Annotated in this window: 24 protein-coding genes; 14 read left to right on the forward strand and 10 right to left on the reverse strand. The window is 68.2% G+C overall.

Annotated features, from left to right (window positions below; genetic code table 11):
* Window positions 1-20 precede the first annotated feature (20 nt).
* The gene (locus tag CFB43_RS07405; RefSeq protein WP_089494609.1) at window positions 21-1397 is read right to left on the reverse strand and encodes an ATP-binding protein; all 1377 of its coding nucleotides are present in this window, start codon (window positions 1395-1397) and stop codon (window positions 21-23) included.
* A complete protein-coding gene (locus tag CFB43_RS07410) occupies window positions 1398-2123 on the reverse strand; it encodes a response regulator (protein WP_089472565.1) in 726 nt (241 codons plus the stop codon).
* A 246-nt stretch (window positions 2124-2369) separates the two neighbouring features.
* Between CFB43_RS07410 and CFB43_RS07415 the strand changes: the two genes are divergently transcribed.
* Together CFB43_RS07415 and CFB43_RS07420 are read left to right on the forward strand one after the other, a co-directional pair.
* On the forward strand, window positions 2370-3116 hold the full coding sequence (locus CFB43_RS07415; protein ID WP_089494610.1) for a MipA/OmpV family protein: 747 nt from the start codon (window positions 2370-2372) through the stop codon (window positions 3114-3116).
* A 219-nt stretch (window positions 3117-3335) separates the two neighbouring features.
* Window positions 3336-3665 (forward strand): hypothetical protein, encoded by a 330-nt coding sequence (locus CFB43_RS07420; protein WP_089494611.1) that lies wholly within the window; start codon window positions 3336-3338, stop codon window positions 3663-3665.
* A 150-nt stretch (window positions 3666-3815) separates the two neighbouring features.
* Here CFB43_RS07420 and CFB43_RS07425 read toward each other — a convergent pair whose 3' ends face one another.
* Together CFB43_RS07425 and CFB43_RS07430 are read right to left on the reverse strand one after the other, a co-directional pair.
* Complete coding sequence (locus CFB43_RS07425) at window positions 3816-5042, reverse strand: transglycosylase SLT domain-containing protein (RefSeq protein ID WP_089494612.1); 1227 nt, start codon at window positions 5040-5042, stop codon at window positions 3816-3818.
* Between the two features lie 410 nt (window positions 5043-5452).
* Entirely contained in the window at window positions 5453-6613 is a 1161-nt protein-coding gene (locus CFB43_RS07430) for a porin (RefSeq protein ID WP_089494613.1), read from the reverse strand.
* A 565-nt stretch (window positions 6614-7178) separates the two neighbouring features.
* On the opposite strand from CFB43_RS07430, the gene CFB43_RS07435 reads away from it, so the two are divergent.
* Genes CFB43_RS07435 through CFB43_RS07450 form a run of 4 tightly spaced genes read left to right on the forward strand, consistent with a single transcriptional unit; the run spans window position 7179 to window position 12153 of the window.
* The gene (locus tag CFB43_RS07435; protein ID WP_089425105.1) at window positions 7179-7688 is read left to right on the forward strand and encodes a sigma-70 family RNA polymerase sigma factor; all 510 of its coding nucleotides are present in this window, start codon (window positions 7179-7181) and stop codon (window positions 7686-7688) included.
* 3 nt (window positions 7689-7691) lie between these two features.
* The gene (locus CFB43_RS07440; protein WP_089494614.1) at window positions 7692-8678 is read left to right on the forward strand and encodes a FecR domain-containing protein; all 987 of its coding nucleotides are present in this window, start codon (window positions 7692-7694) and stop codon (window positions 8676-8678) included.
* A 54-nt stretch (window positions 8679-8732) separates the two neighbouring features.
* Entirely contained in the window at window positions 8733-11318 is a 2586-nt protein-coding gene (locus tag CFB43_RS07445; protein WP_089494615.1) for a TonB-dependent siderophore receptor, read from the forward strand.
* A gap of 55 nt (window positions 11319-11373) precedes the next feature.
* Window positions 11374-12153 (forward strand): hypothetical protein, encoded by a 780-nt coding sequence (locus tag CFB43_RS07450; protein ID WP_089494616.1) that lies wholly within the window; start codon window positions 11374-11376, stop codon window positions 12151-12153.
* A 15-nt stretch (window positions 12154-12168) separates the two neighbouring features.
* On the opposite strand, the gene CFB43_RS07455 is transcribed toward CFB43_RS07450, so the two are convergent.
* Window positions 12169-13044 carry a LysR family transcriptional regulator gene (locus CFB43_RS07455; protein ID WP_089494617.1) on the reverse strand — a complete coding sequence of 292 codons (876 nt, stop codon included), beginning with the start codon at window positions 13042-13044 and terminating at the stop codon, window positions 12169-12171.
* A gap of 112 nt (window positions 13045-13156) precedes the next feature.
* Between CFB43_RS07455 and CFB43_RS07460 the strand changes: the two genes are divergently transcribed.
* Both CFB43_RS07460 and CFB43_RS07465 read left to right on the forward strand, forming a co-directional pair.
* Window positions 13157-13582, forward strand: coding sequence for a VOC family protein (locus CFB43_RS07460; protein ID WP_011351673.1), 426 nt, complete (start codon window positions 13157-13159; stop codon window positions 13580-13582).
* 132 nt (window positions 13583-13714) lie between these two features.
* A complete protein-coding gene (locus tag CFB43_RS07465; protein ID WP_089472574.1) occupies window positions 13715-14299 on the forward strand; it encodes a flavin reductase family protein in 585 nt (194 codons plus the stop codon).
* A gap of 21 nt (window positions 14300-14320) precedes the next feature.
* Here CFB43_RS07465 and CFB43_RS07470 read toward each other — a convergent pair whose 3' ends face one another.
* Window positions 14321-15217, reverse strand: a complete 897-nt coding sequence (locus CFB43_RS07470) for a LysR family transcriptional regulator (RefSeq protein WP_089494618.1) — start codon at window positions 15215-15217, stop codon at window positions 14321-14323.
* A gap of 97 nt (window positions 15218-15314) precedes the next feature.
* Here CFB43_RS07470 and CFB43_RS07475 point away from each other — a divergent pair, with 97 nt between their 5' ends.
* From CFB43_RS07475 to CFB43_RS07485, 3 genes are read left to right on the forward strand one after another with little or no spacing between them, the layout of a single operon-like run.
* The gene (locus CFB43_RS07475; protein ID WP_089430929.1) at window positions 15315-16613 is read left to right on the forward strand and encodes a CitMHS family transporter; all 1299 of its coding nucleotides are present in this window, start codon (window positions 15315-15317) and stop codon (window positions 16611-16613) included.
* A gap of 40 nt (window positions 16614-16653) precedes the next feature.
* Complete coding sequence (locus CFB43_RS07480; RefSeq protein WP_089494619.1) at window positions 16654-18012, forward strand: acyclic terpene utilization AtuA family protein; 1359 nt, start codon at window positions 16654-16656, stop codon at window positions 18010-18012.
* Entirely contained in the window at window positions 18012-18323 is a 312-nt protein-coding gene (locus CFB43_RS07485) for an AtuA-related protein (RefSeq protein ID WP_089425890.1), read from the forward strand. Before CFB43_RS07480 ends, CFB43_RS07485 begins: the two co-directional genes overlap by 1 nt.
* 30 nt (window positions 18324-18353) lie before the next feature.
* Here the strand turns inward: CFB43_RS07485 and CFB43_RS07490 are convergent, their stop codons facing one another.
* Window positions 18354-19175 (reverse strand): nitrilase-related carbon-nitrogen hydrolase, encoded by an 822-nt coding sequence (locus CFB43_RS07490; RefSeq protein WP_089494620.1) that lies wholly within the window; start codon window positions 19173-19175, stop codon window positions 18354-18356.
* Between the two features lie 178 nt (window positions 19176-19353).
* Window positions 19354-20151: a response regulator transcription factor gene (locus tag CFB43_RS07495; protein WP_089494621.1), complete on the reverse strand. Its 798-nt coding sequence runs from the start codon at window positions 20149-20151 to the stop codon at window positions 19354-19356.
* Window positions 20152-20257: 106 nt separating this feature from the next.
* On the opposite strand from CFB43_RS07495, the gene CFB43_RS07500 reads away from it, so the two are divergent.
* A complete protein-coding gene (locus CFB43_RS07500; protein ID WP_256989948.1) occupies window positions 20258-21034 on the forward strand; it encodes a hypothetical protein in 777 nt (258 codons plus the stop codon).
* A 56-nt stretch (window positions 21035-21090) separates the two neighbouring features.
* The gene (locus tag CFB43_RS07505) at window positions 21091-21915 is read left to right on the forward strand and encodes a topoisomerase IV (protein WP_089494622.1); all 825 of its coding nucleotides are present in this window, start codon (window positions 21091-21093) and stop codon (window positions 21913-21915) included.
* A 42-nt stretch (window positions 21916-21957) separates the two neighbouring features.
* Here the strand turns inward: CFB43_RS07505 and CFB43_RS07510 are convergent, their stop codons facing one another.
* Both CFB43_RS07510 and CFB43_RS07515 read right to left on the reverse strand, forming a co-directional pair.
* Window positions 21958-22887, reverse strand: a complete 930-nt coding sequence (locus CFB43_RS07510; protein ID WP_089425119.1) for a phosphatidate cytidylyltransferase — start codon at window positions 22885-22887, stop codon at window positions 21958-21960.
* Between the two features lie 37 nt (window positions 22888-22924).
* Window positions 22925-23557 carry a lysophospholipid acyltransferase family protein gene (locus CFB43_RS07515; protein ID WP_089494623.1) on the reverse strand — a complete coding sequence of 211 codons (633 nt, stop codon included), beginning with the start codon at window positions 23555-23557 and terminating at the stop codon, window positions 22925-22927.
* 456 nt (window positions 23558-24013) lie between these two features.
* Between CFB43_RS07515 and CFB43_RS07525 the strand changes: the two genes are divergently transcribed.
* Window positions 24014-24619: a CDP-alcohol phosphatidyltransferase family protein gene (locus CFB43_RS07525; protein ID WP_089494624.1), complete on the forward strand. Its 606-nt coding sequence runs from the start codon at window positions 24014-24016 to the stop codon at window positions 24617-24619.
* Window positions 24620-24622: the final 3 nt, after the last annotated feature.

The raw sequence follows: 24622 nt of genomic DNA on the forward strand, positions 1-24622 counted from the left end.
GGCGCCGCCCGCCGCGCGCGTCATTGCCGGGGGAGGGCCATGCCGGTGCTGCCGCCGAACGCGTCGGCATGCGCGAGGGGCTCCGGCAAGTCGAACAGGTTGTCCGGCAGCGACAGCGCGGGCAGCGTGATCACGAAGCGTGCGCCGCCGAGCGGTGAATCCTCGAGCCGCACGTCACCGCCATGCACCTGCGCGACGCGCCGCACAATCGCGAGCCCGAGCCCGAAGCCGCCGGTCTGCCGGTCGCGGCTGGAGTCGAGTCGCTGGAACGGTTCGAACACGCGGGCGCGTTCGGCGGCCGGAATGCCGGGGCCATCGTCGTCGACGCTCAACACGAGCGCGCCGGACGCGTTGCGCTCGGCGGCGAGCAGCACCGTGCGCGACGCATAACGCGCGCCGTTGCGGATCAGGTTCAGCAACGCGCGGGCGACCAGCTTCGGGTCGCATACGTGGGTCGCGGGCGCGTCGAGGGCCGACACGTCGAGCGTGATGCCGCGATCGACGATGTCGTTCGCGACGTTGCCGGCGACGCTGTCGAGCAGCGCGTCGACGACGACTTCCATCGGCGCGAGCTGGCTGGCACCCTGTTCGAGCCGGCCGATCGTCAGCAGCTCCGTGACGAGCTCGTCGAGCTCGCGCACGTCGCGCCGCAGCGCGTCGCGGCGTTCGCGCATCCGGGCCGTTTCGTCAGGCTCGGCGAGCAGCGCGAGCCCGAATTCGAGCCGCGCGAGCGGCGTCTTCAGTTCGTGCGAGATGCCGTGCATCATTTCCCGCTGCTGCTTGATCGACGCCTCGATGCGCTCGGCCATGTCGTTGAACTGCTGCGACAGCTCGTAGATGTTCGACTTGCCGGACAGCTTCACGCGCGTCGACAGCGTACCGGCGCCGAATGCGCGGGCGGCTTCCTGCAGCCTGCGCAGGTCGCGCCAGTGATAGTGAATCCACAGCACCACCGCGAACAGGGTGCTGAGCGCCAGCAGCATGTACGCATAGATCCTGATGTCGAGGCTGAATGCTTCGATCGGCCGCGCATGCAGCACCGAACCATCCGCGAGCGGCATGTAGTAATCCTTCGCGTCGTAGCTGATCGCGATCAGGCCGGCGTCGAGATCGCGCAGCGGCTCGCCGCTCAATTGCGCGCGGGCGGTGGCCATCGGCATGAAGTCGAACCGTTCGTTGCCGTGCTTCGCGAGCTCGCGCAGCGCCACCCTGCGCTGCTCGCCCGGATGGCGTTCGAGGTAGTCGTTGAGCACGAACGCGTAGGTCGTCAACGCGTCGCGCTCCGCCTGCGCGCTGCGATCGTAGAAGATCCGGTCGAACGACAGCTGGATGAAGATGATCGACGCCGCGACGAACAGGATCACGACGAGGTACAGCCGAATCAATGGGCGGAGCATTTATTCGTCCCACGCGGAAGGGCTGAACAGGTAGCCGCGGCCCCAGATCGTCTTGATCTTGTGCGGCTCCGACGACGCATCCTCGAAGCGGCGGCGCAGCTTCGAGATGCCGGAATCGACCGAGCGGTCGAGCCCGTCGAACTCGATCCCGCGCAGCTGCTTCAGGATGTCGTCGCGGCTCAGCACGGTGCCGGCCGCGCGCGCGAGGATCAGCAGCAGGTTGAATTCGGCGGTCTTCAGGTCGACCGGCTCGCCGCGCCACGTGACGGTGCGGTTCGGCGGCGAGATCGCCAGTTCGCCGAACACGAGCGCTTCGGGCGCGGCCACCGGCGCTTCCGCGACGGCCGGCTGCGCGCGGCGCAGCAGCGCGCGGGCGCGGGCGACCAGCACGCGCGGTTCGATCGGCTTCGTCACGTAGTCGTCGGCGCCCGTCTCGAGGCCCGCGACCTGGTCGTAGACATCGAGGCGCGCGGTCAGGATCAGCACGGGGACGTTGGTGAACGCGCGGATGCGCCGGCAGACTTCCATGCCGTCGAGGTTCGGCAGCATCAGGTCGAGTATCACGAGGGCCGGCTGGTGCTCGCGCACCGCGGCGACGGCGAGGTCGCCGCGCCGGACGACCGTCACCGTGAATTCATAACCGTCGAGGTATTCGCGGACGAGCTGCGCCAGGCGGTCGTCGTCCTCGATCAGCAGTACGCGGTATTTGAGCGGATCTTCGTTCATGGTCTCGTCAATGTGCACGCGCCGTTTCACACCCGGGCAGGCCGGTGCGCGGCGCGGCACGCGAATTCTATCCGGCGCATCGAAGGCCGGGGGAGCGGGGCGACAATCTCGAACAATCGAACACAATTGAGCACAGATTCCCCGAATATTCAGGACAGTCGCGGCGCGGGGCGACACCTAGACTGCGGGCTCCGTCACTTTTATCTCAATATTGTGCGCCCAATACTCCGCCGCTACCGCTATTGCATGCCGCTCGCCGGCCTGACCCTTGCCGCCGCCGCCCACGCGGAAAACCAGTATTCGCTGTCGCTGGGTGGCGGTATCGCGCCGCGCTACCCGGGCAGCAACCAGTCTCGCGGCGTCGTTGCGCCGGGGTTTGCCGCGAAGTTCGGCAATGGCTTCTTCATCGACAGCACGCAGGGCGCCGGTTACCGGCTGGACCTGCCGCACGGCGCGTTCGTGTCGGCGGCGGTGAGCTACGACGTGGGTCGAGCCGACGAGAACCGCCTCGACATGCCGGGCTCCGATTACCTGAAGGGCATGGGCCGGGTTCCGGGCTCGGTGCTGGTCGGCGTGCGCGCGGGCGTGACGCTGTTCAACGCGGCAGAATTGAGCGTCACGATCGACTCACCCGTGACGCACACGTCGCGCGGCGTGTCGGGGCACATGGATCTCGCGGTGCCGGTGTTCAAGACCGCGCAGCACGAGATCATCGTGACGGGCACCGTGCACGCGGGCTCGGGGCGCTACACGCAGACGTTCTACGGCGTGACCGATGCGCAGTCGATGACGAGCCGGTTCCGCCCGTATTCGACGCGCGGCGGGATCGACAGCGCGTCGATGGCGCTCGCGTGGAACTGGACGCTGTCGCAGCACTGGTCGGTGCTCGCGACCGGCGGTGTGACGCGGCTGCTCGGCCGCTACGGCGACAGCCCGATCGTCCAGTCGCGCAGCAACTACTACGCCATCGCGGGCGCGACCTACAAGTTCTGAGCGAATCGTCGCGGCACGCATCGTGTGGCGCAGCCGGCCTGCACGTGCCGTCACGCCGCACGGCGTGCGGTAACATGCAGGCGGCTTCGGCGGCAGGCCGAACCCGCGGCTCGGACATGCGAAATCGGCGTGGCCCGGGCGCGCGGACCGAACATGCATGCAACGCCCGGTCGGCGGGAACCCCGCACAGGTTCCACCGGGCGCAACAGGGAGTATCCGATGAAGAAGACGATCGCGGTGATGATGGCGCTGGTTGCGGGCGCAACGTTTGCGGGATGCACGGACATGAAAACGAAGAATGCGACCGCGGGCGGCATGGTGATGAATGGCGAGCCGGCACGCACGTCGCAGGCCTGCAAGGCGGACGCGGGGCCGGACGACGCGCTGGTCGGCAAGACCGAGGCCGATGCGGCGGCGCAACTGGACGGCTGCCTGTGGCGCGTGCTCGAGCGTGACGGCAAGTCGTTGCCGGGCACGATGGATTACCGGCAGGAACGCCGCAATCTCGGCATTCGCGACGGCAAGGTGATCTGGGTGCGGCGCGGGTGAGGGGGTGGCCGGTGGCGGCGTGCGTGCGGGTACACGAGCGCGCGCCGTCGACGTCGCGCTATCCGAACCGGGTGGACGACATGAACGCGCCCAAGCTGCCGCCGACCGTGGCGTAATGATCGCCGCGCGACGCGCGCGATCGGCGGTGCGCTACTTCGAGATGTACCACAGCGCATCCGCGCTGGCGCGCGACGGCTGAGCGGCTGCAGCCGGCACCTGGGCCGGCGCGGGCGGCGGCGTGTTCGACGTGATCGCGGTCGGCAGCGTGGCCGGCATGTTCGCGGTCGACGGCGAGGCCGCCGCGGTTCCCGACGTCGAAGGCGTATTCACGTACCACAGCGCATCGGCCGACGCCGTGCGTTTTGCCGCGGTCGCGGTCGCTGCGGCCGGATTGGCTGCCGTACTCGTCGCCGTATTCGCCGACTTTTTCGATCCGGCGGCCGCAGCCGCGCCCCCCGTCCCGGCCTGCGCCGTCATCCCGGCGCTATTGCCCGCGCTACGCTGCGCGCGCGCCTCGAACGGCCCGAGCTGGAAGATTAACGTTTGCGCGGGACGCGTCAGGACGGCATACGGAAACTGCAGCTCCCACGACATCAGCACGCGCCCGGACGACGTCTCGGTGAAGATCGCCGGCACGTGCTTCATGTCGCTGAACTGCACGTAGATCCGTGCGCCGTCGTCGAAGACCTGGGTCGGCTTCGCCTGGTCCGCCCCCGTGACCGTCCATCCGAAGTTGTACGAGCCGGCCGGGCCGGCGGGGCCGCCTTGCGGCGGCGGAGGCGGCGGAGCCGACGAAATCGTGCGCGGACGCGTGACCTGCTGCGGGGCGGACACGCTCAGGCTCGCGAACGGGTTGTACGCCTGGGCCTGTTGCGGCGGCGTAAAGGATGGGGGAAGGATGGGCATGGGAGTATCCGGCGAATCCGGCATGGTCCGGATTGCATCATAGACCTTGCGCGCATACGCGAGGCGCTTGTCGGGCGAGGCGGAGTTGTACGCGCCGATCGCGTTCCAGTTGGCGCCGAGCTGGCGAATGTTCTGCGACAGGATCCACGCGCCGACATACGCGTTCGTGCAGGCATCGAACAGGCTCTCCCGCGTGATGCCTTCGCGCGCGAGCGTCGGCAGCCAGGTGCTGTTGATCTGCATCAGGCCGATGTCGACCGTGCCGTTCGTGTTGGTGTTGACGGCGCTCGGATTCATGCCCGACTCGACCTGCGCGATGCCGCGCATCAGGCTGACGCTCACGTGCTGGAACGCGGCCGCGTCGTCGAGGCAATCGGCCCGCGCGACGCCGGCGAGTACGCACGACAGCGCAATCGTCGCGGCGATTTTCGGCGTTGCTCGGCTGATCGAACGGGTTGTCTGACGCGGCATGGCAGGATGGGGCGGAATCCGGCCGCCCGGTGCAAGGAAATTACGCAGACGCGAAGTGTGCCATAGCGCGCGCGCAAATGGCTCACGTCAAACTTTCCTTTGCATTTGCCCATGCGTTCGCCACGCATGTTTATCGTGTCCAATCACGCGCTTCGGCGAAGCATTGTCGGTAAAAATGGCCGAATTTCCGCGCGAATGCCAGCGTAGTGGCGCTGCCGGAATACTGACGCGTCGCGTCATTGACTCGCGAAAATCGGTGCTGAATCGAACCGGATGGAAATCGCGCGGCAGTCGCTATCCGGGTTGAAAAGGGCGATGGAAGGGCGACTCAAAAACAACGGCGGCCGGAGCCGCCGTATCGGTGAATGCGGATTCGACCGGCCGCGCGGCGCGCAGCCGGCCGTCTCGCATCAGAAGCGGTGACGCAGGCCGAGGTTGACCATCGTCTGCGAGCTCGTGCCCGCATAGCCGTACGAACCGATCGACGCCTGTGCGGCCATCGAGCCGCCCTGGCCGTCGCCGGTCTGGCCGCTGGCGTGCTGGTACGCGGCGGTCAGGTAGACGTCGGTGCGCTTCGACAGGGTGTAGTCCGCGCCGGCCGATACCTGGTGATAGGTGGCCGACGTGTCGCCGCCCGAGCGCGTATAGCTGTAGCCGACGCCGACCAGCAGCGCGTTGGTTGCCTGGTAGTTCACGAAGCCTTGCCCCGTGTTGTAGTGCTCGTTCGAGCCGAACACCGAGCTGCCATCGCGGCGGTACTGCGCGTTGCTGTAGCCGAGGCCGACCGTGAACGGGCCGGCGACGTACTGGCCCGCGATGCGCGCGATGCCGATCGAATGCGCGCTCGCGTAGCCGCTGTTGATCGGGCCGTCGAACGTGCCGTCCGACGAGCTGGTCCAGCCGGTGCGCTGCGTGTTCGACGCGGGGCTGTTGGTCGTGTGGAAGTAGCCGCCCGCGACGCTGAACGGCCCGTTGTTGTACGACACGGCGGCCGAATACGAATTCGCGGCGCCGGTGCTGCCGGCGATGCCGCCGAACGAGTACATCGCCGAGAACTGCAGGCCCGAATAGACGGCCGACGTGTACTTCACCGCGTTGTCGACGCGGAAGCTGTTGTCGTAGTTGTCGACGTCGCCCGCCGTCGCGAACACGCTGCCCAGATAGTTGTCGGCGGTGATGCCCTGCACGAGATCGACGAGCGGATCGTACTGGCGGCCGAACGTGAGCGTGCCGTAGCGGTCGCTCGTCAGGCCGACGAACGCCTGCCGGCCGAACAGGCGGCCGCCCTGGCCCATCCGGCCGTTGCTCGGGTCGAAACCGTTCTCGAGCTGGAACAGCGCTTTCAGCCCGCCGCCGAGATCCTCGGTGCCTTTCACGCCCCAGCGGCTGCCGGCCAGGTTGCCCGCGCTGCTGTTGCCGAGCATCCACGCGTTGTCCTTGCCCTGCGCATGGTTCACGTAGGTGATCGACGTGTCGATCACGCCATACAGCGTGACGCTCGACTGCGCGTGCGCGACGGGTATCGCCGCGAATGACGCGACGGAAATCAGCGAGAGGGTCGTGCGTTTCATTGTCATCTCCTTGCGCATTGGCTTGTGTGCGTGATCCGGAATGGCAGGAGACTACCGAGCCCGATAAAAACGGCAAAAATGAAATTCTCTTTTGTGGCCTGACGCAGACAGGGATGTCCTCCGATTGCCGCGATCGAGGGATTTGAATTGTTGGAAATTGCGTATCAATCAATTGGCATTTCGCGATTTGGCCATTGCGGCTTGCATATCTCGCGATAATTTCGGGCAATTCGCGGAGGAATCGGGATGGCCGGGATATTGTTATCGATCCGTCAAATAATTATTGAATGAATCGAATTGGCCCGGGTGTAATGAATGTGTTAATTACGCGGCGCGTGCGGCCGGCGATGGCCTCATGGTTGGGTGACCGATTCCTCATCATGGGTGCTGCGCGTGTGGAACGTCGTGCGTGTGTCACGCCGGCGTGACCGACAGCACCGCGCCGCCCGCCCCAGCGCAGCCGCCACCCCCGCGCACCGAAACGCCGGTCGCCGGTCTGGTTTTGTATATAATAATCATTCTCATTTACAAAATCGTTGACGCCTGCGCCTCCCGGAACCCGGCCATGTCTGCTGACAAGCTGTCTCTCCATCGAGAAATCGACGCCCTCTACACCGGCCACCACGCGTGGCTGCGCGGCTGGTTGAGCCGGAAGCTCGGTTGCGCGCACCGCGCGGCCGATCTCGCGCACGACACGTTCATGCGCCTGCTTGCGCGCGACGAGCCGATCGGCGCCGATGAGCCGCGCGCATTCCTGACGACGGTCGCGCAGCGCGTGCTGAGCAATCACTGGCGGCGCGAACAGATCGAGCGCGCGTATCTCGATGCGCTCGCGCTGCGCCCCGAAGCGCATGCGCCGTCGCCGGAGGAGCGGGCCGTCGTGCTCGAGACCCTGCTTGAAATCGACCGGCTGCTCGACGGCTTGCCGCTCGCGGCGAAGCGGGCGTTCCTGCTCGCGCAGCTCGACGGGCTCACGCAGGCCGAGATCGCGCGCGAACTCGGCGTGTCGCTGGCAACGGTGAAACGCTATCTCGTGAAGGCCGGCACGCAGTGCTTCTTCGCGATGGCGGCCTGACCGATGGCCGCCCCGGGAGCGCCGGCGGTGCCGCCGCAGGTGGCGCGGCGCGCGGTGGAATGGTGGGTCGACCGGCAGGCCGGCCGCACCGACGAAGCGTTCGACGCCGCGCTCGCGCGCTGGCGCGCCGAGGATCCGGCGCACGACGCGGCATGGCGTCATATCGAAACGATGCAGCGCAGGTTCGGCGGGCTGGCGGCCGGGCTCGACCCGCAGGCCGCGCAGGCGGCGCTGCTGCCGCCGCGGGCGGGCCGCCGCCGCGCGGCCGTGAAGGCGCTGGCCGTGCTGCTGTGCGCGGGCGGTGCCGCATGGATGGCCGAACCCGCGCGGCGTGCGGCGATCTGGCCGGCGGATCTGCGCACGGCGGTCGGCGAGCGGCGCACGGTGACGCTCGCGGATCGCACGATCGTCGTCCTCGATACCGACACGGCGCTCGACGTGCGCTTCGACGATACGACGCGCGGCCTGCGCCTGCTGCGCGGCACGATCATGGTGACGAGCGGCCACGACGATCGCGTGCCCGCGCGGCCGCTGGTCGTCGCGACGGCACAGGGCGAACTGCGGCCGCTCGGCACGCGCTTCGCGGTGCGGCAGCGCGACGGCGCGACCCGTGTCGAGGTGTTCGCCGGGGCCGTGCGCGTGCAGCCCGACGATGCGACGGCCGACGCGCGCGTGATCGCGGCCGGAGAGGGCGCGGATTTCACGCGCGACATGATCGGTGCGCCGGCGCCGCTCGATGTGTATGCGTCCGCGTGGACGGGCGGCATGCTCGTCGCATCGCGCATGCGGCTGGCCGACCTCGTCGCCGAACTCGACCGCTACCGCCGCGGCAGTCTGCGCTGCGACGCGGCCGTGGCCGACCTGCGCGTGTCGGGCACCTATCCGCTCGACGATCCCGCGCGCGTGCTCGACACGTTGAAGGCGACGCTGCCGATCGACGTTCACTACCTGACGCGCTACTGGGCGACGGTCGTACCGGCCCGTTCGTGAGCCCGTCGAAAAAATTATCCGCTGACCTGAGCTGTTTCTCGATGTTCGCGTGACATGGGTAATGAAAGCAGCACTGGCCCATCGTCCACCGACCTCCCGATCATGGTTTCCATCCGTCTCACGTATCGGCGCCGTCCGGCGCCTGCCCGACCTCTGCCGCGCGCATCGCACCCGGCCGCATCCGCCGCATCCGCCGCGCCGGGTCGCCTCGCGCGCCGGCTGGCCGGCGCCGTCCTGGTGTCGGCGCTGCTGCCGCTGCCCGCGCTGGCCGACACCGACACCGATGCGGCGCCGGCCGCGCAGCGCGCGGCGCGCCGTGCGTTCGACATTCCGGCCGGGCCGCTCGAAGCGGCGCTGAACCGGTTCGGCCGCGACGCGGGGATCCTGCTCGCGTTTCCGGCGGAGCTGACCGCCGGCCTGACGAGCGGCGGCGTGCAGGGGCGCTTCGACGTCGACGGCGCGCTCGACCGCCTGCTCGCGGGCACGGGGCTCGTCGCGTTGCGGCAATCGGGCGGCGGTTACACGCTCAAGCGCGCGGACGGTTCGGTCGCACGGCCCGCGGCGGCCGGCGTCGCGGCGGGCGCGGAGTTGCCCGCGATCAATGTACGCACCCGCGCGCTGCGTGCCGAAAGCTATCGCGCGCCGAAGGAAGCGGGTGTGCTGCGTTCCGAGATCCCGCTGCTCGACACCGCGCAGGCCGTCAACATCGTTCCCGCGCAGGTGCTGCGCGACCAGCGCCCGCGCAACCTGGACGACGCGCTCGGCAACGTCAGCGGCATCACGCAGGGCAACACGCTCGCGGGCACGCAGGACACGATCATGAAGCGCGGCTTCGGCGGCAACCGCGACGGCTCGATCATGCAAAACGGGATGCCGCTCGTGCAGGGGCGCGCGTTCAACGCGGCGGTCGACAGCGTCGAGGTGCTGAAGGGCCCGACCTCGCTGCTGTACGGGCTGATGGACCCGGGCGGCGTGGTCAACGTCGTCACCAAGCAGCCGCAGCTCAATCGCTACAACGCGATCTCGCTCGGCGCGTCGACGTTCGGGCACGGCAAGAACGGCGGCAGCGCGACCTTCGACTCGACCGGGCCGGTCGGCGATTCGCGGCTCGCGTACCGGCTGATCGTCGACCAGTCGAACGAGCAGTACTGGCGCAACTTCGGCGAATACCGGCAGACCTTCGTCGCGCCGTCGCTCGCGTGGTACGGCCGCGATACGCAGGTCGCGGTGTCCTACCAGTACCGCACATTCCATTCGCCGTTCGATCGCGGCACCGCGCTCGACCCGCGCACCAACGCGCCGCTCGACATTCCCGCGCGGCGGCGCATCGACGAGCCGTTCAACAACATGGACGGCGAATCGCACCTCGCGCAGGTGAGCGTCGATCACCAGTTCAACGCCGACTGGAGCGCGCATTTCGGCTACAGCTACAACCGCGAGACCTACGACGCGAACCAGTTGCGCACGACCGGTGTCGATCCGGTGAAGGGCACGATGACGCGCAGCAACGACGCGACGCACGGCTCGCTCAGCACCGACAGCTACGGGATCGGCTACGTGAACGGCAAGCTGGTGCTGGGCGGGATGCGGCACGACGTGCAGGTCGGCTTCGATACCGAATACCGCCGCATTTACCGCAAGGACATGCTGCGGCAGGCCGTGAAGACGCCGTTCAACTATCTCAACCCCGTCTACGGGCTGCTGCCGCCATCGAGCACGGTGTCGGCGAGCGACAGCGACCAGACCGACACGCTGCACGATGCGTCCGCGTTCGTGCAGGACACGATCCACCTGACCGACAAGTGGATCGTGTCGGGCGGGTTGCGCTACATCACGTACAACCAGGTCGCGGGGCGCGGGCGGCCATTCGTCGCGAACACCGATCTCAGCGGTTCGAAGTGGCTGCCGCGCGCGGGTGTCGTCTACAAGTGGACCGACACGTTCTCGCTGTACGGCAGCTATTCGCAGTCGCTGAAGCCGTCGTCGTCGATCGCGCCGATGACGGGCTACATCATCGACGGCGCGACGCCGCCCGAGGAAGCGACCGCGTGGGAAGTGGGCGGCAAGCTCGACCTGCCGGGCGGGATGACGGGCACGCTCGCGCTCTTCAACATCGACAAGAAGAACGTGCTCGTCTCGCAGTACAACGACGCGACCAAGCTGACCGACTGGCGCACGTCGGGCAAGGCGCGCTCGCGCGGGATCGAGCTCGACGTGTCGGGCAAGATCGGCGAGCGCGTGAACGTGATCGCGAGCTACGCGTACATCGACGCGAAGACGACTGAAGATCCGCTGTACGCGGGCAACCAGCTGTGGAACGTCGCGCGCCACACCGCGTCGCTCGCGGCCGTCTACGACTTCGGCACGGTCGCCGGCGGCGACGACCTGCGCATCGGCGCGGACATGCGCTACGTCGGCGCGCGGCCCGGCGATTCGGCGAACAGCTTCACGCTGCCGTCGTACGTGCTCGCCGATGCATTCGCCACGTACGACACGCGGATCGGCAAGCAGAAGCTGTCGTTCCAGCTCAACGTGAAGAACCTCTTCAATCGCACGTACTACCCGTCGAGCGCGAACCGTTACTTCGTCGCGATCGGCGATGCGCGGCAGGTGTCGCTGCTCACCACGCTGCAGTTCTGACCATGCAATCGCCGCGCGGCCGTCACGGCGGCGCGCGGCTTCGGAGAAGATCCAGATGAACCGGAACATGAAGACCGGCGCCGTGCGCGCCGTGGCCGCGAGCGCGCGGCGTCGCGCATTGCGCGCGATCGCGGGCTCGGTGCTCGCGATCGGCGCGGGCCTGGGCCTCGGCGCGGCGGTGGCCGCGCCCGCGTTGGCGGCCGATGCGTCGCAGGCCGCTACGCGCGTCGCGATGCTCGTGCAGCTGCGCGGGCCGAACCTGAAGGTCGACGAACGCATCAGCCAGCATCTCGGCGAGCGCGGCTACGCGGTGCGCCTGATCGACGAGTCGTCGACGCCCGATGCGGCGCGCGATGCCGACCTGGTCGTGATTTCGTCGACGGTGTCGTCGAAGAACGTGCGGCCCGGCTGGCGCACGCTCGACAAGCCGCTCGTGACCTGGGAAAACGACCTGCTCGACGATTTCGCGATGACGGGCAAGCGCCACGACGTCGACTTCGGCGAAACGGGCAAGGAGCGCTACCTGTGGCTCGTCAATGCGCCGCACCCGATCGCGGCCGGGCTGCCGGCCGGCGCGACGAACGTGTACGGCAAGCAGGCGCCGATGAGCTGGGGCAAGCCGGGGCTCGGCGCGATCACGATCGCGACCGTGTATGGCCAGCCCGACAAGGCCGCGATCTTCGCGTACGAGAAGGGCGCGACGATGGATTACGAAGCGCTCGCGCCCGCGCGTCGCGTGATGTTCTTCCTCGACAACGACACGTTCGTGAACCTGTCGCCGGCCGGTGTCGCGCTGTTCGACGCGGCCGTCGACTGGGCGGCCGGGCGGCGCTGATCGTCAGCATCGGTGCTAGGCCGGCTGCCGTGCCGCCGCTTCGATCAGTTGCGCGAGCTTCTGCGCCGGCTCCGACATCGTGCGCCGCGCGCGATGCACGAGCCCGATGTCGCGGTGGAACGTGTGATGCCCGAGGTCGATCGCGCGTACGCCGGCCGGCCAGCGGCGATACACGGCGGTCTGCGGGACGAGCGCGACGCCGACGCCGTTCTCGACCAGCTTGACGATCGCGTCGAGCTCGTCGAGCTCACACGTGTCGCGCACCGCGATATGCATCTTCCTCAGGAAGCGGTCGACCTGGCGGCCGCCGAACGACGCGCGGTCGTAGCGCACGAACGGCTCGCGCGCGAGCAGCTCGGCCCAGTCCTTGCCCTTCACGCCGCGCGGCACGATCAGCCGGAACGGTTCCTGCACGAGGGTCGTCCAGTGCAGGTCGCTCTGCAGCGAAAACGGCGGCCGGATGATCGCGGCCATGTCGATCTCGCCCGCATCGACCCGGTTGACCAGCTCGATCGACAGCCCCGGTATCACGCGCGTGCGGCACGCGGGATGGCGGCGATGGAAATCGGCGAGCGCGGCCGGCAGCAGCGCGCTCTGCACCGACGCGATCGCGCCGATCGTCACGCGCACGGCGGCGGGCGAGCCGGGCGACGTCGAACTCAGGTTCTCGTACAGGCCGATCAGTGCCTGCGCCTGGTCGAGCACGTGATGACCCATCTCGTTGAGCCGCGCCGAGCGGCCTTGCCGGTCGAACAGCGCGAAGCCGAGCTCGGCTTCGAGCCGCTGCATCTGCGCGCTGACAGCCGCCTGCGTGAGCCCGATACGGTTGCCGGCCGCGGCGAACGTGCCTTCCCGGGCGACGGCGACGAGGGTTTTCAGTTCGCGGATCATTGATCAATTCTGTTTGTGAATGATGCAACTATATATTGATTTAATTTCTGCTTGACCTTGACTACCATGGTGCCGTCCTCGCGCCACGCGAGCGTTCCATCACGAGGCCACCATGAGTCTTTCCCCGTTTCACCTGGCGATTCCCGTCTACGACCTGCCGGCCGCGCGCGATTTCTACGGCCGTGTGTTCGGGCTGGCAGAAGGGCGCTCGAGCGCGCAGTGGGTCGACTTCGACTTCTACGGGCACCAGCTCGTGATCCACGAACATCCGAAGACCGCGTCGCAGGAAGGCGCGCATACGAACGCGGTGGACGGTCACGACGTGCCGGTGCCGCATTTCGGGATCGTGCTCGACTGGCCGAGCTGGGAAGCGCTGGCCGAGCGGCTGAAGTCGTTCGGCGTGACCTTCGTGATCGAGCCGTATGTGCGGTTCCAGGGGCAGGTCGGCGAACAGGCGACGATGTTCCTGTTCGACCCGTGCGGCAACGCGCTCGAATTCAAGGCGTTCCGCGACATCGGCCAGTTGTTCGCGAAGTGACCGGCGGCGCGGTCAGCACCGATCGACATTGGGTGCGAGAATGCGGCCTCCGGCCCGGCTGCGCGCCTGCGCACCGGCCGGCGCCGCGCCGCACGGCATCCGTCCGTGCGAGCCGTTCTCCAAGGAACCCGTATGGACAGTCACATCGCTCCGGTGGAGCTGAAGAAGGCCTACCGTCTCCTCAACCACGGCCCGACCGTGCTCGTGTCGGCCCGCCACGCTGGCGTCGACAATGTGATGGCCGCCGCCTGGGCGTGCGCGCTGGACTTCCTGCCGCCGAAGCTGACGGTCGTGCTCGACAAGACCGCGAAGACGCGCGAGCTCGTCGAGCGCAGCGGCACGTTCGTGATCCAGGTGCCGACCGCCGCGCAGCTGCGGCTCACGCATGCGGTCGGCAGCCACAGTCTCGCGGAGCGGCCCGACAAGCTGCGCGAAGCGGGCGTCACGCTGTTCGACGTCGAAGGCCACGACCTGCCGTTCGTCGCCGGCTGTTCGGGCTGGCTCGCGTGCAAGCTGATTCCGGAGCCGCACAACCAGCAGACCTACGACCTGTTCATCGGCGAGGTGGTCGCGGCGTGGTCCGACACGCGCGTGTTCCGCGACGGCCACTGGTATTTCGAATCGGCCGATCCGGCGCTGCGCAGCCTGCACTACATCGCGGGCGGCAATTTCTATGCGATCGGCGAATCGCTGCACGTCGATCCGGACGCGAAGTAAGCACCGATCCGGGCGCGCGGTTCATGCGCGCTTGTTCAATTCCGTCAGCATGGTTTCTGCGAACGCCTGCGCGACGCGCGGCAGCGTGCGGCCGCGCTTCGTGACGAGCGCGATCGGCCGCACGAACGCAGGGTCGTCGATCGGCTTCGCGACCAGCTCGGGCTCGGCGCGCACCTCGCGCGCGGTTGCGGGCAGGATCGTCACGCCGAGGCCGCCGCGCACCATCGCGACGGCCGTCATCATGTAGGTGGGTTCGCACGCGATGTCGGGCGTGCAGCCGGCCGCGTCCAGCGCGGCATCGACGACGCTGCGCACGCTCGTGCCTCGTGCGGTGAGCACGAGCGGCACGGCCGCGACGTCTGCAGTGGTCAAGCGGCGCTTGCGCGCGAGCGGATGATCCTTCGGGCACACGGCGACGAGCCGGTCGGCGCCCGCATACAGCACCTCCAGCGACGCATCGAACGTGTCGCCGCCCGTCAATCCGAGATCGGCTTCCTCGTTGCGCACGAGCGCGGTGACGAGGCTCGCGACGCCGTCGCGGATCTCGAAGCCCGCAAGCGGCACCTCGCGCCGGAACGACTGGATCAGTTCGGGCAGCACGCTGGACGCGAAGGTCGGCAGGCACGCGAGCCGCACCGTGCCGCTCGTGCCTTCGCCGAGCGCACGCGCGTCGCGCAGCACGCGCTCCATGTCGTCGAGCGAGCGTTGCAGCAGCGGCAGCAGCTCGCGCCCGGTCTGCGTGAGCGCGACGCTGCGGCTGTTGCGGTCAAACAGGCGCGCGCCGACGATCTCCTCGAGCCGGCGGATCTGCACGGTCAGCGCCGGCTGCGACAGGTGCAGGCGCGCGGCCGCACGCGTGAAGTTGCCGGCCTGCGCGACGGTGACGAACGCGCGAATGTCGCGAAGATTCAGATCCATAACGGTTCGTGATTGCTGCGATCAAATCATTTCAATTGTGCTATCGCTGCGCCGACCTTACGCTCGTCTCCAACAAAAGACAAGGTAGGAGACACGGATGCTGCCGTTACTCGGGCTGGGCACGATCGTCGTGCTGCTGGCCGCGATTCTGTCGAAGCGGATGTCGCCGCTCGTCGCGCTGATCATCGTGCCGATCGCCGCGTCGCTGATCGGCGGCTTCGGGCTGCACACCAGCAAGTTCGTCATCGACGGGCTGAAGGGGCTCGCGCCCGTCGTCGGGATGTTCGTGTTCGCGATCCTCTATTTCGGGACGATCACCGACGCCGGCACGCTCGACCCGATCATCGACCGCATCCTGCGCGCGGTCGGCACGCGGCCCACGCGCATCGTGATGGGTACGACGCTGCTCGCGCTGCTGATTCACCTCGACGGCTCGGGCGCCGTCTGCTTCCTCGTGACGATTCCGGCCGTGCTGCCGCTGTACGACCGGCTGAAGATGGACCGGCGCGTGCTGGCCGCCGCGGTGTCGATGGCCGCGGGCATCAACTTCCTGCCGTGGACGGGGCCGATGATCCGCGCGTCGGCGTCGCTGCACCTGCCGGTGTCGGCGCTGTTCAATCCGCTGATCCCGGTGCAGGCGATCGGGCTCGTGTTCGTGTTCGGCGTCGCGTACTGGCTCGGGCGGCGCGAGGAGAAGCGGCTCGGCCTGTCGCGCGACGATGCGTCGATTCCGCTGCCGAAGCGCGAGCTGACGCCCGACGAGCAGGCGCTGCGCCGGCCGCACCTGTTCTGGTTCAACCTCGTGCTGACGCTCGTCGTGCTCGGCACGATGGTCGTGATGGGCGAGAAGATTCCGCCCGCGATCATGTTCATGGTCGGGCTGTGCATCGCGCTGATGGTGAACTACCCGGACGTCGACATGCAGAGAAAGCGCATCGACGCGCATGCGCGCGCCGCGCTGATGATGGCCGGCATCCTGCTCGCGGCCGGTGTGTTCACGGGGATCATGCAGGGCAGCGGAATGCTGAAGGCGATGGCGCAGGCGGCGGTCGGCTTCGTGCCGCCGTCGATGGCCGGCCACATTCCGGTGGTGCTCGGCCTCGCGTCGATGCCGCTCAGCATGCTGTTCGATCCCGATTCGTTCTACTTCGGCGTGCTGCCCGTGATCGCGGAGGTGGCAGGCCAGCTCGGCGTGCCGGCCGTGCAGGTCGGGCAGGCTGCGCTGCTCGGCCAGATGACGACCGGGTTCCCGGTCAGCCCGCTGACGCCCGCGACCTTCCTCGTCGTCGGCCTGTGCGGCATCGAGCTGGCCGAGCACCAGAAATTCACGTTCCCGCTGCTGTTCGGCGCCTCGATCGTGATGACGATCGCGTGCGTCGTGCTGGGCATCTTTTGATCTTTCCCGGCGGTGACTGCCGCCGGACGACGGTAAGGACATGACAGCAAAGCAACCTGAACGGCGCGTGCGCATCGGCGCGGGCGCCGGCTACTCGGGCGACCGGATCGAGCCCGCGGTCGAACTGGCCGAACACGGGCAGCTCGACTATCTCGTCTTCGAATGCCTGGCCGAGCGCACGATCGCGATCGCGCAGCAGGCGCGGCGCCAGGATCCGGCACTCGGCTACGACCCGCTGCTCGACGCGCGGATGCAGGCGGTGCTGCCGGTTGCAGCACCAAAGGGCGTGCGCATCGTGTCGAACATGGGCGCGGCGAATCCGCGTGCGGCCGCGCGGCGCACCGCGCAAATCGCGCAATCGCTGGGTTTCGCGAAGCTGAAGGTCGCGGCGGTCGAGGGCGACGACGTGCTCGACGTCGTGCTGCGCGGCGCATTCCGCTTCGAGGAATCGGGCGACGACGTCGCCGCGTATCGCGACCGCATCGTGTCCGCGAACGCGTACCTCGGCGCCGCGCCGATCGTCGATGCGCTCGCGGCCGGCGCGGACGTCGTGCTGACCGGGCGCGTCGCCGATCCGTCGCTGTTCGCCGCGCCGCTGATTCACGCGTTCGGCTGGCGGATGGATGACTGGGACACGCTTGGCGCCGCGACGGTCGTCGGCCACCTGCTCGAATGCGCGGGGCAGGTGACCGGCGGCTATTTCGCCGATCCCGGCTACAAGGACGTGCCGAACCTCGCGCGGCTCGGGTTTCCGATCGGCGAAGTCGCGGCCGACGGCACGGTCGTGATCACCAAGGTGCCGCACGCGGGCGGCCGCGTGAGCGCGGCGACCTGCAAGGAACAGCTGCTCTACGAGATTCACGACCCGGCGCGGTATCTGCAGCCCGATGTCGTCGCGGATTTCACGCAGGTCACCGTCGCCGAGGTCGCGACCGATCGCGTGCGCGTGACGGGCGGGCGCGGCACCGCGCGGCCCGATACGCTGAAGGTATCGGTGGCTTATATCGACGGCTGGATCGGTGAAGGCCAGATCTCGTACGGCGGCCCCGGTGCGCTCGAACGCGCGCGTCTCGCGCTCGACATTGTCCGGGAACGGCTGGCATTGACCGGCGTCGGCGCGACCGAGTTGCGCTTCGACCTGATCGGTGTCGATTCGCTGTATGGCGACGCGACGCCGGCCGTGCGCGGCGAGCCGGCCGAGGTGCGCGTGCGGGTGGCCGGCCGTGCGGCGAGCGCCGCCGAAGCGGCGCGCATCGGCAACGAAGTCGAGACGCTCTATACGAACGGGCCGGCCGGCGGCGGCGGCGCGTTCAAGTCGACGCGCGAGGTGATCGCGGTGCAGTCGGTGCTGCTGCCGCGTGCGGCCGTGACGCCGTCGTTTTTATTCGTGGAGGCATGATGCAACTGCGTGAACTTGCGCATGCGCGCACCGGCGACAAGGGCAATACGCTGAACGTGTCGGTGATCTGCCACGATCCGCGTCATTACGATCACCTGCGCACGCATCTCGATGCCGACGCCGTGAAGGCATGGCTCGCGGGCATCGTGCACGGCGACGTCGTGCGCTATGAGCTGCCGGCGCTCGGCGCATTCAATTTCGTGCTGCGCGATGCGCTCGGCGGCGGCGTCACGCGCTCGCTCGCGCTCGACGCGCACGGCAAGTCGGTCAGTTCGGCGCTGCTGGCGATCGAGGTGCCCGCCCCGGCGTGACGGATGTCGCCGCCGGAGGCGGGCAGGCGCTTACGGAATCAGCAGTTCGCGCAGGCCGTTGGCGTGCTCGATGCGCTCGCCGCCGATGGGCAGGCGCTGATCGCGGCGATAGTCGTAGACCGCGCGCGACGCGGCGAGCTGGTCGAAATCGAGTTCGACCGCATGACGCGATTCGGTATTGCCCGCCTCGAAGATCAGGTTACCGAACGGATCGGCCGCGAGGCTGCCGCCCGCGAACACGACGTCGTGCGCGCTGCCGCCGACGCGGTTGGCGACCACCGCGAACACCTGGTTCTCCATCGCCCGCGCCGTGGCCGACGTGCGGTGGACGGGGCGGTACGGCTCCATGTTGCCGTCGGTGATGAGGATCAGCTCGGCGCCGAGCGCGGCGAGCGCGCGGCCGGTTTCGGGGAATTCGTTGTCGTAGCAGATCAGCAGGCCGATCCGCACGCCGCGCCATTCGATCGTCGCGTAACGGTCGCCGGGCAGCACGACGCCGTGCTCGCTCACCCACAGATGCGTCTTGCGATAGCGCAGCGCGATGCCGTCCGGCGTGACGAAGACGGTCGTGTTGTAGAAGCGGCCGCCGTCGTTCTCGATCAGCCCGACCACGACCGCCACCTCGCGTGCGCGAGCGGCTGCCATGACCGCGCCGACGCTCGGGCCGTCGAGCGGCTCGGCGCATTCCGCGAGATTCGACGAATCGAGGAAGCCGGTGAGCTGCGCTTCAGGAAACATCACGATGTCGGTGCCCGGTGCGCAGGTGGCGATCGCGTCGAGCGTGCGTTGCAGGTTGTAGGGCGTGTTGCCGTCGCGACCGGCGAGCTGGACGATATCGAGCTTCAGTTTCATGGCGATGTCGGTATGCAGGGGCCCGTCGCCGGTGGCGCCGGAAGGGTGGGTAGGGAGGCACCAGTATGCGCCGAAGCGGCGGATTGCCCATCCCGCCGGCGCGTTAACCCTTCGGGGGTATTGATCCGTGACGCCGCCGGTGCCGGCGAGCACCGGCACGCGCGACCCTCAATGCGTGTCAGGTGCGGGCTTGCGCGTTCAGGAACAGCGAAAACAGCTCCGATTGCGAGTTGATGGCGAGCTTCCCGTAGATGTTGCGGCGATGGACCTTGACCGTTTCGGCGGAGATCGCCAGCTTGTTCGCGACTTCCTTGTTCGAGCGCCCGCTCAGGATCAGCCGGATCACGTCGAGTTCGCGCGCGGTGAGCGGCGTGCCGAGCCGCGCCATCGCGCGCTCGAAGCCGTCCTGCGCATGGTTGCCGGCCCGCGGCGGCACCGCGGCTTCGACGGCGGCCGGCTCGAACGCGAGCCGCTGCCGCATCAGCCCGGCCACCCATGGCCGGATCAGGTCGAGCAGCGCCACCTGCTCGGGGCTGAAGCGCCGCTTGCTGCCGAGCGACAGGCACAGCGTGCGCGCATCGTCGAGCACGACGTTGTACTGCACCTCGTCCTCGACGACGTTGTGCGTGAAATAGAGCGTGTAGTACTCGGTATCGCGGAAGCATTCGGGCGCGACGTCGGACAGCCGGAACAGGCCGCTCTTCGGCGCGTCGCGGTTCGCGATGTAGAACGGGTCGAGCTGGTACAGGCCCTGCACGTAGTCGCGGAACAGCGGGTCGGGGCCGCCGCCTTCGTACGGGCATTCGGCGAACACCTGCGGGCGGCCGTCGCCGAACGTCAGCGCGACCCAGCTGTCGACCGCGACGTATTCCTCGATCAGCCGGATCAGCGCCAGCCAGAAGCCCGGCTGGTCGAGCGACTCGATGAGCCGCCCGACCGAGCGGTGCCAGGCGACGTCCTGCAACGTGAGGTTCATGCGTGGGTCCATGTCGGGCAGGTGCGATGCGCGCTTGCGGTGCCGCGCCGTGCGTGTACGCTACGGGCTCGCGGGCCGATCCCCGCACGCATCGAACGGAGCCTGGGTGAAGAACGAGATCGTAACGCCGGCCGGCGCGAATGGCGAGGCCGGATGCCGCCGCCGGTTCGCGGCGGCTGTCGCCGTGCCTGCTGCGATGGCATGCCTGGGCGCGACCACCGTGCAAACGGCCGCCGCCACGCCGCCGGTGTCGTGCAATGAGCAACTGACCCGGTTGATCGTACCGGCACTGCGGCAGACCGGGATGAGCCGGCATGACATCCATGCCGACGTGGACGAGCGTGACGGCAACGTCTACCGCGTCAGGCTGTTCACGATGCCGGATCATCCGGGCACGCCGAATCGCGACGCGACGATCGGCTGGGTCACGCTCGATACGCAGGCGATGCGGGCGCTCGACGTCACGCGCGATCCCGACCGGCCGGACGTGCTGAAGATCGACCGGCGCGCGTTGTCGCGTTTCGTGTCGGCGTGCGTTGCGCCGGTTGCACCGGCCGCACCGGCTACACCCGTGCGCGACGCCGTCGATTGCGATGCGCTGAACCGCCGCGCGCAGGTGCAGGGCGATTACGTGATGGGCAGCGATGCCGGGCGCGTCGTCACCGGCAAGGGGCGCCTGCCGTTCTATTCCGCGCCGGACGACACGTGCCGGATCGACGGGCGGTTCATCGTCGAGCACGACCACGTCGATGCGCGTGCCGACTATGGCCGTTTCACGTCGGTCGTCTACCTGAATCCGCGCACGCGCGTCACCGCCGAAGGGTGGGTGCCAACCGCGCGGCTGAAGCCGGACGGCACCGGCATCGCACCACGGCAACCGTGATCGGGAAGGCCCGCCACCATTCGCTACACTTCTTTTCGACCAGAACGAACCACGTCATGACAGTCCCGCCCCGGAACACACGTCTGAAGCCGCTCGCGGCTTCGCTCGCCGCGCCTGGCGCGCTCGCGGTGCTCACCGCGCTTTCCGCGATGTCGCCCGTCCATGCGGCCGAGCCGGTCCAGCCTGATCGTCTGTTGAAGACCTTCATCCACGACACATACGGCAACTGGCGCGCGGACCGCAAGGGCTGGCAGGCGGACGGCGGCGATCTTGTCTATGCACCATGCGGTTCGCTGCGCGTCGCGACCTCGGATGGCCCGCGCACGCTGCTCGCGATGTGCGGCGAGACCGAGGCGGCCGTGCAGAACGGGATGCCGGGCATGGATTCGGACGCGACGACCGGCACGATCGACCTGTACGTGCTGAAACCGGCGGCGGACGGCAAGACGCTCGAGCCGGTCATGAAGAAAACGGAGATCGCGTCGGGCGGGCGCGGCGAGCCGGGCACGGTGCGTATCGAGCGGCTCGGGCCGCATCTGTTCGGGTTCGTCATCGGCGAAAGCGACACGCGGCAAGGCTATTCGCAACGCTTCCGCGCGATCTGGCTGCCGGTCGGCAATGCACTGGTGCTGGCGGCGGCGCGCATCGACGAGGCGCTCGACAACGCGGAGTCGACCGAATGTGCGAACGCGCGGGCGCGCTGCGAGGAACGCCGCTTCGAGATCGCGCCGGACCTGACCGGTGCCGGCGACGTCTATCCGTTGACGGTCACGGAAACGGGCACGCGCGGCGACAAGACGATCCGCGCGCGCCATACGGTGAAGTTCGACGCGGCGCGCGGCCGCTACGTCGTGCCGAAGGCATTGCGCGAAGGGTACTGATCCATCGCGCGCAGGAACGGGCGGCGTGGCGCCGCCCGCGCATCACACGTACAGATACCGCACGAGGTGGAAGAACACCGGCGCGGCGAAGCAGATCGAGTCGACGCGATCGAGCATCCCGCCGTGGCCCGCGATCATCGAGCCCCAGTCCTTGGTGCCGAGCGAGCGCTTGACGGCCGACAGCACGAGGCCGCCGACGAAGCCCGCGATCACGATCGCGAGCGAGATGCCGAACGCCGACCCGAAGCTGAACGGCGTCACGCGATACAGCGATGCGCCGCACAGCGTGGCCAGCAGGCCGCCGCCGATGAAACCCTCGATCGTCTTCGACGGCGACAGCTGCGGCGCGATCTTGCGCTTGCCGAACAGCTTGCCGACCACGTACTGCAGCACGTCGCTGATCTGCACGACGAACAGGAAGAAGAACAGCAGCAGCGCGTTCTGCCCCGCGTAGTGCGGAATGTCGAGGATCAGCACGGCCGGCGCATGGCTCAGCCCGTACACGCACACCATCAGCGCCCAGTTGATCTTCGCGTTGCGGCTCAGGAAGTCGCGCGTGTCCTGCGTGAGCGCCGACACGAGCGACATCGCGAAGAACAGGTGCACGGGCACGAAGATCGAATACATCCCGTACCAGTTGATCCCGAGCAGCAGGTATTGCACGGGGATCGCGACGAAGAACGCGATGAACAGCGTCGTGTGGTCGCTCGGCGTGGTCGGCGTGAGCGTGATGAATTCGCGCAGCGTCAGGTAGGACAGCACCGCGAACACGAGATAGGTGATGTTGTTGCCGAGGCCGATCGCGATGGCCATGATCGCGATCATCGCCCACCACGCACGGATGCGCTGGTTCAGGTTGACGATGGTCGCGCTCGTGCCGCCGCTGCGTGCGCCGAGGATCGCGCCGATCACGGTCGCGACGACGAGCACGCCCGTGACGCCCGCGACCAGTTCCCAGAAAATGGTTCGCATTATCGATATCCGGAAAGGGATGAAGAGGGCGCCGCGTTCAGCCGGCCGGCCGCTGCGGCGGCGCGAGCGCGACGACCGCGTCGCGCATGCGGGCGAGGAAAGTCGGCTTGTCCTCGTCGGCGCCGCGCTGTTCGTTCGCGCCGAAGTGCACCTTGCAGATCAGCGGCACCGGCCAGATCGCGCCCTTCGGCATGATCCGCTGCAGGTTCTCGAGATAGACGGGCGCGAGCGCGACGTCCGGAAACTCGGTCGCGAGGTGGAACAGCCCGCTCTTGAACGGCTGCGGCAGGATCTCGGCGCCGCGCGTGCCTTCCGGGAAGATGATGATCGAATGGCCGTGCTTGAGCGCGTCGCGCACGGGGTCCAGCGGGTCGCCGCCGGATTCGCGGTGGCGGTCGATCAGCACGACGTTCAGCAGCTTCTGCGCGATGTGACGCTTCATGTCGCTGCTGTCCCAGTAGTCGCGCGCGGCGACCGGCCGCACGACCGCGCGCACGTTGCGCGGCAGCGCGGCGAGGATCGCGAGCGTGTCGATGTGGCTCGTGTGGTTCGAGAAGTAGATCTTCTGCGTCGGAGACGGCGGCGCCTGATGCCAGACCGGATACGCACCGGCGACGAGCCGCACGATGGACAGCAGGAAATCGCGCTGCCAGACGTTGAGGATGTTCATCGGCGCTGCGCCTCCTGCGTGCCTGCATGGCCCGCAGCGCATGCGCGGCGGGCGGGACCCCGGAATGCCGGTGCGGCAGGATGCGCGCCGGACGGCCCTTGTTTAAATTTTTTCAAATTCGTGGCTGCCTGTCGCAGGTCCGCGATAATCGGACGATTCGCCGTCACACGCTGTTGCGTCGCGGCGAATGCGCCGGTCGGCGGCGTGATAATCGGCTGTTGCACGCGTGCCCGTTTGCAGTTCGAATGGATCTCGCCGCGATCGGGCCAGCGGATTATCGCGAGTTTCCGTCAAAAACGCCAGATTGGCGCCGCGCGTGCGGGCCGGGCGCGCGCTTGACGCATCGGGGCCGCTCGGCGACGATTAGGGCCGTCCATGGAAGGCCGTCCAAGGCCGATTCGCCGCCCGGGGCATGGCGGCGGGAAATGTATCCGACTGTGCCGCGCAAATAAAACGATGAGCCTCTACGCACTCAAACCCAAATTCCAGAACACCCTGCGCCCGTTCGCGAACTCGCTCGCCGAACGTGGTGTCACGGCCAACCAGGTCACGCTGTTCGCGGCCGGCGGCTCGATCGTCGTCGGCGCGCTCGCCGGGCTCGGCGTGTTTGCCCGCGCGCTGTTCCTGCTGATCCCGCTGTGGCTGTTCGCACGGATGGCGCTCAATGCGATCGACGGGATGCTCGCGCGCGAGCACGGCCAGAAGAGCACGCTCGGCGCCTACCTGAACGAGCTCGGCGACGTCGTGTCCGATGTCGCGCTGGTGCTGCCGTTTCTCGCGATTTCCGCGTTCGCTCCGGCAGACGTCTGGCTGTTCGCGCTGACGGCGGTGATCGTCGAATGCGCGGGGCTGATCGGTCCGCTGGTCGGCGTGAGCCGCCGCTACGACGGCCCGTTCGGCAAGAGCGACCGTGCGCTCGCGCTCGGGGCGTTCGCGCTGTGGATCGGGCTCGGCTTTCCGGTCGGCGGCGTTGCAGCATGGCTGTGGCGGCTGCTGATCGTGCTGTCGATCGTGACCGTGGTGCGGCGCGTGCAGGCCGGCATCGCGGAAAAGGGCGGTTGAAAG

The sequence above is a fragment of the Burkholderia sp. AU15512 genome (assembly GCF_002223325.1).
Classification (GTDB): Bacteria; Pseudomonadota; Gammaproteobacteria; order Burkholderiales; family Burkholderiaceae; genus Burkholderia.